At 70.3% G+C, this 11687-nt stretch carries 14 protein-coding genes and 2 pseudogenes; 10 read left to right on the forward strand and 6 right to left on the reverse strand.

Features of this window, described 5'->3' with window-relative positions; genetic code table 11:
- Positions 1–72 precede the first annotated feature (72 nt).
- Complete coding sequence (locus tag AQJ91_RS51600; RefSeq protein WP_079085753.1) at positions 73–624, forward strand: response regulator; 552 nt, start codon at positions 73–75, stop codon at positions 622–624.
- Between the two features lie 93 nt (positions 625–717).
- On the opposite strand, the gene AQJ91_RS47530 is transcribed toward AQJ91_RS51600, so the two are convergent.
- Together AQJ91_RS47530 and AQJ91_RS47535 are read right to left on the reverse strand one after the other, a co-directional pair.
- Positions 718–1266, reverse strand: coding sequence for a redoxin family protein (locus tag AQJ91_RS47530; RefSeq protein ID WP_159054837.1), 549 nt, complete (start codon positions 1264–1266; stop codon positions 718–720).
- 235 nt (positions 1267–1501) lie between these two features.
- Positions 1502–1921, reverse strand: coding sequence for a DoxX family membrane protein (locus AQJ91_RS47535; protein ID WP_067036394.1), 420 nt, complete (start codon positions 1919–1921; stop codon positions 1502–1504).
- A 90-nt stretch (positions 1922–2011) separates the two neighbouring features.
- Between AQJ91_RS47535 and AQJ91_RS51605 the strand changes: the two genes are divergently transcribed.
- From AQJ91_RS51605 to AQJ91_RS47565, 7 genes and pseudogenes are all read left to right on the forward strand, one after another.
- Positions 2012–2383, forward strand: coding sequence for a sigma factor (locus AQJ91_RS51605; protein WP_079085755.1), 372 nt, complete (start codon positions 2012–2014; stop codon positions 2381–2383).
- Positions 2384–2612: 229 nt separating this feature from the next.
- Positions 2613–2870 carry an anti-sigma factor family protein gene (locus AQJ91_RS47540; RefSeq protein WP_079085756.1) on the forward strand — a complete coding sequence of 86 codons (258 nt, stop codon included), beginning with the start codon at positions 2613–2615 and terminating at the stop codon, positions 2868–2870.
- A 531-nt stretch (positions 2871–3401) separates the two neighbouring features.
- A complete protein-coding gene (locus tag AQJ91_RS47545) occupies positions 3402–3701 on the forward strand; it encodes a hypothetical protein (protein ID WP_067036403.1) in 300 nt (99 codons plus the stop codon).
- Positions 3702–3796: 95 nt separating this feature from the next.
- Positions 3797–4153: a DUF427 domain-containing protein gene (locus tag AQJ91_RS47550; protein WP_067036408.1), complete on the forward strand. Its 357-nt coding sequence runs from the start codon at positions 3797–3799 to the stop codon at positions 4151–4153.
- 153 nt (positions 4154–4306) lie between these two features.
- Positions 4307–5059: an RNA polymerase sigma factor gene (locus tag AQJ91_RS47555; RefSeq protein ID WP_234383471.1), complete on the forward strand. Its 753-nt coding sequence runs from the start codon at positions 4307–4309 to the stop codon at positions 5057–5059.
- A complete protein-coding gene (locus AQJ91_RS47560) occupies positions 5056–5367 on the forward strand; it encodes an anti-sigma factor family protein (protein WP_234383472.1) in 312 nt (103 codons plus the stop codon). Before AQJ91_RS47555 ends, AQJ91_RS47560 begins: the two co-directional genes overlap by 4 nt.
- Positions 5368–5564: 197 nt before the next feature.
- Positions 5565–6068 (forward strand): annotated as a pseudogene (locus AQJ91_RS47565) (ABC transporter permease subunit); the annotation flags it as partial.
- A 932-nt stretch (positions 6069–7000) separates the two neighbouring features.
- Here the strand turns inward: AQJ91_RS47565 and AQJ91_RS57675 are convergent.
- Positions 7001–7132 carry a hypothetical protein gene (locus AQJ91_RS57675; RefSeq protein ID WP_267891326.1) on the reverse strand — a complete coding sequence of 44 codons (132 nt, stop codon included), beginning with the start codon at positions 7130–7132 and terminating at the stop codon, positions 7001–7003.
- Between the two features lie 676 nt (positions 7133–7808).
- Between AQJ91_RS57675 and AQJ91_RS47570 the strand changes: the two genes are divergently transcribed.
- The gene (locus AQJ91_RS47570; protein ID WP_079085757.1) at positions 7809–9509 is read left to right on the forward strand and encodes an acetolactate synthase large subunit; all 1701 of its coding nucleotides are present in this window, start codon (positions 7809–7811) and stop codon (positions 9507–9509) included.
- 235 nt (positions 9510–9744) lie between these two features.
- A complete protein-coding gene (locus AQJ91_RS47575) occupies positions 9745–10305 on the forward strand; it encodes an NAD(P)/FAD-dependent oxidoreductase (protein WP_067036412.1) in 561 nt (186 codons plus the stop codon).
- Between the two features lie 27 nt (positions 10306–10332).
- Here AQJ91_RS47575 and AQJ91_RS47580 read toward each other — a convergent pair whose 3' ends face one another.
- From AQJ91_RS47580 to AQJ91_RS57165, 3 genes and pseudogenes are all read right to left on the reverse strand, one after another.
- On the reverse strand, positions 10333–10863 hold the full coding sequence (locus AQJ91_RS47580) for an RNA polymerase sigma factor (protein ID WP_067036416.1): 531 nt from the start codon (positions 10861–10863) through the stop codon (positions 10333–10335).
- 199 nt (positions 10864–11062) lie between these two features.
- Positions 11063–11290 carry a hypothetical protein gene (locus AQJ91_RS55040; protein WP_067036419.1) on the reverse strand — a complete coding sequence of 76 codons (228 nt, stop codon included), beginning with the start codon at positions 11288–11290 and terminating at the stop codon, positions 11063–11065.
- A 73-nt stretch (positions 11291–11363) separates the two neighbouring features.
- A pseudogene (locus AQJ91_RS57165) lies at positions 11364–11573 on the reverse strand (IS982 family transposase); the annotation flags it as partial.
- Positions 11574–11687: the final 114 nt, after the last annotated feature.

Below are 11687 nucleotides of genomic sequence, written 5' to 3' on the forward strand. Positions count from 1 at the left end.
AGAGCCCGCGTCGCCGTCCACGCGACCCGAGCCGGAGGCGAACGGTGAGTCCACACCGAAGGGCCCCGAGCCATGACCGGCCCGCCCGACCTCATCACGGTGCTGCTGGTCGAGGACCACCGGGCCGTCGCGGAGGGGCTGTGGGCCCTGCTCGACGACTACGACGACCTGACCGTGGTCGGCTGGGCCGACTCCGTCGCCGAAGCAGTGCCCATGACAGAGCAGCTCTCCCCGCAACTGGCGCTGATCGACTACCGGCTGCCCGACGGCACCGGCGCCGACGCGGCGGCCCGCATCCGCGCCCACAACCCTGGGCCCACATCGCCTGGCGGTGGTGCTGCTCGCCGCCTCCCTCATGTGGGGCGGCAGGAAGTTTGGACCGCCCGACGGGGAAAGACGGGGCAGAAGATGGTTCACCGAGCCGCGGTCGGCCTGCTCGGACGTCCCAGGCGCCACTCGCCTCGCCTTCCCCTTCGCGAAGGTCGCGAGCACGGATGCGCCGTGCGCCCGACGAGCCTCCGGCGGCGAGCACCGCCCGCGAGTCCAACTCCATCCAGAAGCCGGGTGGTGGCGGGGCGCCGAGTGTTCCACCCGGGCCGACGTAGACGACGGTGGCACAGCTGAATATCGTCAGGTAGGCGGGCAGCAGGGCGAAGCCGTACGGGTTGACCGCAGCCAGCATGCCCGCGGTGAGTGCCAGTGCGTAGGGAATGCCGGTCACTGCTGGGTCAGCCGCTCGACCTCGGCGGCGAACTGGTCGGCGCTCACGGCCCCAGGAGAGACCTCGATCTTTCCATCGTGGTGGACGAACGCGACCGCGGGCTGGGCGGTGACACCGAAGCGGGCCCACAGCGAACCGTCCTTGTCGACCGCGTGCTGCATGCCGCCGAGTCCGGTGTCGGAGATGAACTGTTTCATCTCCGAGGTGTCGCCGTGGCCCGGCATCCCGACGAAGGTGACCTTGTCGCCCCACTTCTCCGCGGCCTTGGCGACGGTCGGCGCCTCGCCCCGGCACACCGTGCACCAGGGGGCCCAGAACCACAGCACCGCGTCCTTGCCCGCCAGCGACGTGCCCTCGAACGCCTTGCCGTCCACGGTCGTCGTGGTGAACTCCAGCTGCGCCGGCACCTTCGCCGCCGCACCGGCGCCGCTGTCGCCCGATGCGGCGCCGGGAGTGCTTCCCTCATCTACCTCGGACGCCTTCGCGCCAGTGTCCTCGGCGGTGTCTGTGGTGCCGCAGCCCGCCGTCAGTATGGCGAGGGCCACGGCCGTCAGTGCCGCGGCGGTTGTCCGGGAACGAAGAGTCCGAGAATGAAGGTGCACGAAATTCCTCCAGGGAAGGCGTGAGGACCGAACAGGGAGGTGTACGGCACGACGGGAACCCGGTATCGGTCGTGGAACTTCCCTCGTTCCCTCAGATGACGGGAGACGGGCTGTTCCGCTGGCAGCGCGCAAAAACAGGCGAGTGCAGCCGGGGCGCTCCGCCTGGACAGCGACGATGTCAACCGATATCGAACGCCGGACCGGTGAGCATCAGCCCGAGGGCATCGCCGGTGTGCGAGATGAGAGCGAGTAGCATCAGTGAGGCTCCGGCAAGGGCCATGTCCTTCTGGAACTGGACCATTTCCATCTGCCGCGCCTGGGCGTCGCTCTCCTTCCAGAACGCATGCATCAGCAGCGCGGTCGGGATCAGGAACACAGCCAGTAGCAGGGCGCCGAGGTCGGCCCAAATGCCGAGCAGGACGCTCAGTCCGCCGACGAGGAGCAACAGACCGCTGCCGCGGATCACCGGGACGGAGGACGGTGCGCCCCTGGACGCGGCGTACTCTGCCATCGTGCTGGTCTGCCTGAGGTGGCCGAAAGCTGATCCGAGGAACAGCGCCGCAAAGAGGATGCGGCCGATGAGCACCAGGATGTCCATAACGGTCTCCGGGCGTGGAATGCTGCTGAAGCAGGAACCACTTAGGTCAAAGAATACTCTCCGACCAGGTCGGTCGTGGTCTGCACGGGAATGGAACGCGGACTCAGGAACGAGGGGTTTCCGTCATCGTGGAGGAACGGGTGCCGCGTGCCCAGGCGGAGCGGGACAGAAAGTTCGCGCAGTGTGTTGCCCGAGGTGGAGGTGCTGCTGCGGGTGGCAACGACGCTGACTACCGGACCGGGCCACGCCGAGGAACTGGTGCGTGACACCCTTGTGCGTGCGTACCGGATGTGTGACCGGTACGACGGTCAGCAGCCGCGGGCCTGGCTCCTGACCCTAGCCCGGCCTGTGCCGTCACGGTTGGAGCGGCCACCGCCCCGGGCTTCCCGTGCCGTTCCGGGGTCAAAGGGAATGCGGAGGCGCCGTCGGCGGGTTTCCCGCGTGAGGGAATGCCGCTGCTGAGCGTAGAGGTTGGCCAATAGGCGGTCCTCGGGGCCGCCGAGTGACCAGGCGCTCAGGCGCGGACGGCTTGGGTCCGGTGTCAGCGTGCCCGGATGAGGGCTGCCCGTGCGCGCGGATGCCGAAGCCGTCTTCCAGCGGGCGACGACGTCGACGCGGCGGCCTGTCCGGGACCGAGGCGAGGTGGACGATGAGGTTGTGGCGGAGACGGCGGGACACTGCGGAGCGGAGGATGGGCTGCGCCGAGGTGATCCGCGTCCTGCAGGCCTATCTGGACGGGGAGACGGATGAGGTCACCGCCCGCCAGGTGGTAGAACACCTGGACGACTGCCGTGACTGCGGGCTGGAGGCCGATCTCTACCGCGAGATCAAGAACTCACTTGCCCGGCAGGAGCGGCCCGACGCTCGGGCAGTGGCGCGGCTGCGCGGGTTCGGCGAGTCCCTGTTGCACACCGGCCCGGGTGCCGGAGGGCGATCGCATACCCGGTAGATGAGCGCCCCTTGCCGCCCTCCGGTGCAGGACACCTGACTCCGGACGGGGACGGGCGCGGAGGATTGCGCACCGTCCGCCCCGGTGCGTCGGAGGAAGTCTGTCGTGACGTGTCGGTCAGAAGATCCGGTTCAGCCACGCGGGACGGGGTCCATCGGCGTCGGCGCGGCGCGCGGCCTTGGACCCGGCAGCGACGGCAAAGAGCGTGATGGCTGGGCCGAGCGCAGCGCCCCGTAGGAGCGCGGAACGCATGAGTAGGCCTTTCACCAGGCAGCGGATGCCGGTGGCTGCATGGTCAGAGATGTGTCACAACACGGATGAGCACGGCGAACGCATCGCCAGTACGACGGGATCGAGCCCGACGATCGGGCGCACCGCCGGCTGGATCAGACGCTGCCTGGGTGGGTGCTGGCCTCTGTGGAAGGAGGACGTGGCCCGGCTGGGGAGCGGTTCCAGCAGCGCCAACTCAGGCCGGGCGAGGCGGCCTTCAGGCAGGGGGGCGGTCCCCGACGGCATCTGGATCGTGCGGAGTTGACGGCTCGAACTGGTCGTCGGCTGGAGGACCGCTGCGAGGACTACGGCCAGGTCGCCGTCTACCACGGCACCCTTGTCGAACACCTGCACGCCTTCGACCTCGACGACCACCACCGCTTCCACACCGGCAAGCCGACGCTGGTGTGCGGCAATACCGCCGACATGCTCTCCGCCACGCGCTACGCGCCCCACTTCACGGTCACCGGCGACAAGTCCACCCACTTCGGCCTGTTCCCGTGCGTCCCCGCCGAGCACAGCGCCGCGAGCGAGCCCGGCACGAGCGGCGCCTGCTGCTGAACAGCCGCACAAAAGGAAGGCAGAGCCTCCATCGCCGGGTTCCCCACGTATGAGGCAGGGGCACCCGGCGCCAGTGCGAGACAACAGGGGGCGTGATGAGCTATCGCGCCAAGTGGAACGGCCGGGTAATCGCCGAGAGCGCCGACATCTTCAGCGTCGACGGCTACCACTACTTCCCGCCCGACTCCGTGCGCGGGCAGTACCTCGTCCCCAGTAGCACCTCGAGCACTTGCCCGTGGAAGGGCCGGGCGAGCTATTTCACCCTCTCCGTCGACGGCAGGGAGAACCGTGACGCGGCCTGGAGCTACGCCGAACCGCTGCCCGCCGCAGAGCCGATCCGCAGGTACATCGCGTTCTGGCACGGCGTGCGCGTGCAGCGGGTCCAGGGCGGCTCCGACGACGCCTTGCGGGGGGCACTGCTGCGCCGGATCGCCGCGAGATTCCGGGAATGACATCCCTCCGGTGACCGGTCCGTCGGGATGTCTACGGGTGGGCGCAGACCCTTGGGACCGACGGCTCCGGCAGCGCAGCGGATGCCAGGAGAGGGGGAGTACGGGCGAGGCGGCGTATTCGGACCTCGGCCAGCGAGGCCGACGCCCCTGCGGATGGCCGCGTACGTCCGTGTGCGTCCCGACCGCACCGCGCAGCCTCGGCTGGCGCAGCTTCTCGTGGCACTCCGCCCTCAGTCTGCACGGCCTGGAGGCGATCGGCTTCGTCATGTACCGGAAAGCCTCGTCGAGATGCGGGACATGCCGTGGAATGCTCCGATTGGCCCGGGGGGTTTCCAGTCCGTGGGAGAGACAGTGGCGCAGCCGCCGGAGGTGCGGGACAGGGCGTTCTCGGAGTTTGTGCTGCCGGAGGTGGAGGTGTTGCTGCGGGTGGCGATGACGTTGACCGCGCAGCCGGCCGATGCCGAGGACCTGGTGCAGGACACGCTGTTGCGTGCGTACCGGGCTGTCGACCGGTTCGACGGTGAGCATCCGCGGGCCTGGTTGCTGACCATCATGCGCCGGGCGGAGATCAACCGGCATCGCCGCCGCAGGCCCCACCTGCTCGACGATCCGGACACCGACCTGGACCGGTTGACCTCGATCGGCACGGTGGCCTCGCCGGAGGAGGTGGTGGTCGGTGAGGGTTTCGACGAGGTGGTCGGCGCGGCACTGGCTGCCTTGCCGGACCAGCACCGGCAGGTCGTGCGCCTGGTGGACATCGGCGGGCTCACCTACGGGGAGGCTGCCGAGGTGCTCGACGTGCCGGTGGGGACTGTGATGAGCCGCCTGCACCGGGCCCGTAAGCGGATAAGGACCCAGTTGGCGGCGGCCGGGCTCGCACCGAAGCCGAAGAGGAGCAGGATGTGATCTGGCATCGGAGCGGGGCGGCGCACGGCCGCATGACCTGCATGCAAGTGGCCCGGGTGCTGCAGGCGTGCCTGGATGGCGAGGCCGACGAGGTCACCGCGCGCCGGGTGGCCTCGCATGTGGAGGACTGCCGCCGCTGCGGTCTGGAGACCGCCGTCTACCGGGAGATCAAGGACTCGCTGGCCCGCCAGGAGGTGCCGGACGAGATCGTCTTGGTCCGGCTGCGCGACTTCGGCAGTGCCTTGCTCATGTCGTCGGGACCGCCCGAGGCCTGCGACGAGGCGGCCGGACTCGGCGGAGGGAAGTAACCGCGCAGCCGTTGTCGGTGACCACCGGGCGGCAGGCCGACCAGACCCGCGAGAAGTCCGGGGACGCACCAGGCCGATCTGGGTGCCCTCACTCGCGCGGCTGGATGTCGTTGCCGACTTCGGCCCCTGCGCCTTCACCCACCACAGAGTGTGGAGACGAGCGGCTTCGCCGCTCGCAGTCCCCGATTCTGCCGTAGCGGCTGCCGCTCGGCCGGTACCTGTACGTCATCGGCTCCAACCCCCGCGCCGCGGACCTCGTCGGCATCCCCACCCGCAAGTACTCCGTCTACGCCTTCGCCGCATCGGGGCTGATCGTCCGGCTTCGCAGGTGTGCTGCTCGCGGACCAGCAGCAGATCGGCAACCCGAGCGTCGGCCTCGACCACCTGCTGCCCGCCTTCGTCGCCGCACTCCTCCGCTCCACCGCGATCAAACCCGGCCGCTCCAACGCCCTGGGCACCGTCGTCGCCGTCACCGTCCTCGCCGTCCGCCTCGCGGGCATCGGCCGGCTGGGCGCCGACTTCTGGGCGACCCGCTGTTCAACGGTGCCACGCTGCTCCTCGTCGTAGGCCTGGCCGACTACTCCGCCCGCCGCTGGCTGCGCTTCGGCACCACTGCGGCCGGTGACGCGCCCGCTGCGCCGCCGTCGGCCTCGTCGTCCTCTCCCACGCGGGACGGGGGCACACCGGGGGCCGGTCCATGACCACCCTCACCGTCTTCAAGACTCGGCTCACCGCCACCGTCCTGGTGGCAGCGGCAACCGTCCTGGCCGGCTGCGAACTCGGCTCGTCGAACGGCCCGGGGGAATCCACCACGGGCCCGAGCGGTTGCCCCGCCGTCCAAGCCAGGGCCGAGGCCGCCGTCACGCCAGTGTCGGCGCTGGTCGCAGCCGTGGCACCGAGGACCGATCGGGACCGCCGCCATCGCTGCCGCAACGCGGCGGATCATCCTGGCCTTCCTGATCTACACGTTGGTGTCTGCCCTTCTGCCGTCCTCCGTGAAGAGGGCTCCCTCCGGGGTGCCCTGGGGCCGTTCCCCGGCGTGAGGGCCTGGTGGACAAACACCCCGACTGCTCCGCAGCTCTCCGTGGATGTCTTCTCCCCGACAGAAATCGCGAATTACGCGTACCGCGCCGTCACGGAGTCGGCATGACGGAAGAAAAGCGAAGTGGCGGGTTTCCATTCCGTGCGCTGTTCGCTGACTCCCAGGTGTTCTGCAGGACGCCGACGGCTTGCCGATGCGGGGCGGTCGCCGACTCGAACGGGACGGGGCAGCCGTTTCAGCTTCCGGGCTCTCCCATCCCGAACGCTCTCCCGAACGACCCTCAACGCAACAGGTCTCAGCCGCGACGTCCGAGCGTTACGCTCGCCCGGCCGAGGACTACCGATGCGAGGATGACCACCGCCTCGGCCGTGGCGTGCGAGCCGACCAGAACGGGGCCCGCCAAGGTGACTGGCGGCGGGCTGGCAGCGCGGTGCCCGCCCCGGGACCGTGAATGCGGCTGCGGTGGTCGCCTACGACAGGCCGACGATCTCGCCGTCGTGGTCCACGTTGATGTGCAAGGCAGCCCCGCGATGTGCTTCTAGCCCGGCCGGGCGTGGATGCCCTCGCTCTTCAGGGGCCGACACACCTTGATCACGACATCGGGCGGCGGCAGCAGACGTCCTTCGGCGCGGGTCCCTGCTGGGTGACCTGCTCGCCCTCTGATCCCCGGCGTCCGCTGCCCGGTTTGACGGGCGCGGGCTCGGTGGGCAGCGTGCGGTGCATGTAGTGGTCCCGGCACCGGCCGGTGAAACCGTTCCGTAGTAGGGCGTCGTGGGTGGCGCCGCGGTGGGTGCGGGGCAGGCCGCCAGGTCCCAGGGGACCTGGCGGAGCACAGACGAATGCCTTGATCTGTGGGCAGGGGCGAGCGCGGCGAGGGCGTGGCTGAGCAGGGCATGCACGGCCGGCGGGTCCTCATGGGCGTGAACCCAGCAGGTCACTCCGGCTCGCACATCGGTCCAGGACAGAATCGCGATGATGCGGTGGGGTCGGTTCTCGGCATCGGCCAGGACGCCGATCCGCGGCTGGGCAGGCACTTTCCAGTCGGCGATGGTGATGGGACCGCTCCGCGCGGCGGGGTCAGATTCTGCGGGGTTGCAGTGCGGCTGTCCTGGCAGCCGGTCGGCATCGATCACGGTCCGACACGGCGATGGTCGTGCACATCGCCGGGGACGGGGGGAGGACCACCGGCATGCTGTCGGTCAACGCCACCACCGGCCAGGTCTGGTATCACAACTGGCACGGCGACTTTGTCGCGATGAGCAGATCGGAGCGAGCGAGGTAGCCGACCGGCGGCACGCCGCCCTACAGGTCGCCGCCCGGCCGGGACCGTAGTCCTCCGTCACCCGGACGGAGGGCATTTACGAGGGCGGGCAGCCGGGACCCTCCCTAGGCTGGGCTCATGAGCCCCTCGCGAGCCTCTGCGGTCTCCACGGCACCCGCCGGCCGGCACGCCTGCATCGAGCCGGAGAACGCCGCTCGCCTGCTGGTGCGCTGCCTGGAGGCGGAGGGTGTGGAGTATGTCTTCGGTATCCCGGGCGAGGAGAACATCCGCCTGGTCGACGCGCTAGCGGAGTCGTCGATCCGGTACGTCCTGGCCCGGCACGAGCAGGGCGCGTCGTTCATGGCCGAGATGTACGGTCGGCTCACCGGCCGGGCCGGCGTGTGCTCCGCGACCCTCGGGCCCGGCGCGATCAACCTGCTGCTGGGCACCGCGGACGCGACGACCAACAGCACCCCGCTGGTGGCGCTGGCGGCGCAGGGTGCGCTGTCCCGAGTGCACAAGGAGTCCCACCAGGTGATCGACCTGGTGCCGATGTTCGCCCCGGTCACCAAGTGGGCGGCACACGTCAACACGCCCGATGCTCTACCGGAGATGGTGCGCAAGGCGTTCAGGACCGCGCGGACCGAACGCCCCGGCGCCGTGTTCCTGGCCGTCCCCGAAGATGTCGAAGGGGCCTGCCCCGCGGCCCCTCTCGATCCTCTGCCGGTCGAGACCGTGCGGGCGGACGCGCCCTCGGCCGCCCAGGTCGCGCGGGCCGCGGAAGTGCTGACCAACGCCCGCCGCCCGGTGGTGCTGGCCGGGCACGGGGCGGCCCGGGCCGGGGCGTCGGCGGCACTGGAGCTGTTCGCCAGGCGGCTCAACGTGCCGGTGGCCACGACCTTCCACGGCGAGGGCGTCCTCCCCGACGGCCACCCGAACGCCCTCGGTGCGGTCGGGTTCATGCGCCACGACTACACCAACTTCGGCTTCGACGAGGCCGACGTGCTGGTCTGCGTCGGCTACGAGCTGCAGGAGTTCGACCCCGCCCGGATCAACCCCGACGGGGACAAGCGCATCATCCACCTGCACCGCTTCCCCGCCGAGGTCGACGCCCACTACCCGGTGGCGGTCGGTGTGTTGGGAGACATCGCCCAGGCTCTCGACGCGCTCAGCATCGCCGTACCGCGCCGCTTCGAGCACGGCACCACCACCGCCGAGCGGTTCCGTGCCCTGCTGGCCGACGAGTTGACGTACGGCCGCAAGAGTGACGCCTGCCCGCTGGTGCCGCAGCGCGTGGTGGCCGACGTACGGGAGGCGCTGGGCCGCGAGGACATCGTGCTGGCGGACACCGGCGCGGGCAAGATGTGGATGGCCCTGCTGTACCCCACGTACGAGCCGGACACCTGTGTGGTCTCGGGCGGCCTGTCCACCATGGGCTTCGCCCTGCCCGGCGCGCTCGGCGCGAAGCTCGCCCGCCCCGACCAACGGGTGCTGGCCGTGATGGGCGACGGGGCGTTCCTGATGAACTCCCAGGAGCTGGAGACCGCCGTACGCGAACGGATCCCGCTGGTCGTCCTCGTCCTGGTCGACGGCGAGTACTGGAAGATGGAGCTGGAACTCGGGCGGCACCGCCACACCCGCTTCACCAACCCCGACCTGGTGACCTACGCCGAGAGCTTCGGCGCACGCGGCCACCGCGTCGAGACCGCCGCCGATCTGCTGCCCACCCTGCGCCGCGCTCTGGACGAGGACGCCGTCTCGGTGATCGCCTGCCCGGTCGACTACGGGGAAAACCTCCGCCTCACCGACCGGCTCGGGGCCCTGCACGGACCGTTCTGAGCCTCCTCGCTGGTCACCGGGTGCAGAACTCGGCGGTGTCGGTGCCCCAGTGGGCCCTCGATCCGGACGCCTACCGGTTCGTCCTGGTCGACTCCGGGCCGCGCATCTTGAAGGAACTCTCCGCCGAACTGGGTGACTTCGCCTGCGCGCGCCTGCGAGCGCGCGGCATCGAGTTCCGCCACGGCACCCGGGTGGCCGGGGCGAGCGGCGAGGAGGTCCGTCTCACCGAGAGCGGGTGGCGAGCCGGACCTTCGTGTGGACGGCCGGCAACCGGCCTGGCCTGCTGCTGGCCCGGATCGGCGGCGTCCACGCCGCGGACGGTGCGCTCATCGCGGACGCGGCGTTCCGGGTTGCCGGGCTGGAGAACGTGTGGGCGATCGGCGACTGCGCGCAGATTCCCGACCGGCACCACGACAATGCCCCGTACCCGCCGACCGGGCAGCACGCACTGCGCCAGGGCCGGGCCGTGGCCGACAACATCGCGGCCGTGGCGGCCGGGTGTCCGCCGTCGCCGTTCCGGTTCCGCACCCTCGGGGTGCTGGTGGCGCTGGGACACCGTAGGGTGGCCATCGAACGGAAAACAGACGCTGGGTACGGCTCCTGCCCTGTGGGGCTGACCGCGCTCCTCGCCCTGCTCCTGCCGCTGCTCGTCCGCCCGGAGGCAGGCAAGCGCCGAGCGGCGCTCCGCCGCTTCGAGCGACCGTCCCGGCGGCACGGGGGAACACCGCCGGGACGGCTCGGCACCCAGCCGAGGGCCGCCCGGCCCGCGCCGAATACGCTTCCCGTGACGTGGTGACGGGATTTTCACCGGAAACGACAGCGATCAGCGCGTGTTCTTCTGCGGGGCGGCTCCTGCCGCGGCCAGTCGGGTCCTCATCCGCCTGCGGGCGCGGTGCACGCGGTGCGTCACGGTTCTCTCCGACACACCAAGCAGCCCGGCGGCTTCCGCGTAGCTCAGCCCGCCCATGTCCACCAGTCGCACCACCAGCCGGTACCTGTCCGGCAGTGAGGTGAGCACGGTGCCGACCGCCTCGTCGAAGCCGTGACTGTTCACCACGTACTTAGGTGATGCGGCGGTCCAGGCCGCCGCCGTCGGATCGGGGCCGGTGTCCGGGGCGGTGCGCCGGTGCCGCCAGTCGAACTCGGCCCGGCGCATGAGGGCCAGCAGCCAGACGCGCGGCTGCTCACCGTCGAACCGGTCCATGGCGCGGTAGGCGCGCAGCAGGGTGTCCCGTACCAGATCCTCGGCGTCGGCGGGTCGTGCGGTCAGCGCCGCCGCCGCCCGCAGCAGTACCTCCACCTCGGGGAGCACGCAGGCCGTGAAGGTCTGCTCCCGCGACGCCGCCTGACACATGGCCCGACACCTCCTTCCGCGTCGGCATCCTCTTCCACACTTGCACCGGCTCGCGTCTCGCACCACTTGACCGCAGATGAGCCTGTGACACGGTATTTCCTGGAACATGTCAAGCGGTTTGCGGGTGCTCGTGACCGGGGGGTATCTGCGTCACCCCAGAGCCGACCCCACTCGCGACGCGGCTCGTTCCGCCTCGCGGTCAGTCCGGCGTGGAGGGCGACCGGCGGTGGAGTCGCTCGATGTCGTGACGGGCGCGTTCCATGTCCGCGCGGGCCTGCTCCCCGGCACGGCCGACGACGCGGTCGTGGATCTCACCCACCCGGTCGCTTGGCAGGTTGGCCGGGAAGCGAGGCAGCGGTGAGGCCACCATCTCGTCGCCGTTCGTCAGGGCCTTCAGAGCCCGCTCGACGAAGTCCGGGCGTTCCACCGCGCGCGGAACACCACCGTCTTGTCGCCGTCGATGACGTAGACCGTGTCGGGCATGGCGCCGTAGGCACGGGCAGGTGGGCGCGGACATGGCGAAGCCATCGGGCCTCGGAGGTGAAGCCGAGCACGGCCTGCATCATCGCGAGCGTGACCAGCTCGGCATCGCTGAGCTTCGGGGCGATCCCGACGGCCGGCCGCCACGGCGCGAGATGCGGCGATGCCTTCAGCAGGTCGTCGGTTCTGACGTACAGTGCGGTCGCGAGGGAGTCCAACTCTGTCTTCACACACTGACGTTGGACTCCCTTCTCGCGTTCGCGCAGCCGACCCCTTGGAATCGATCATCTAGTGTCCTGAGTCTTAGGAAAGCTGTAGAAGTATGCTGTGCTCATGGCGCGCAC

It is taken from the genome of Streptomyces dysideae (assembly GCF_001514305.1).
Taxonomy (GTDB): domain Bacteria; phylum Actinomycetota; class Actinomycetes; order Streptomycetales; family Streptomycetaceae; genus Streptomyces; species Streptomyces dysideae.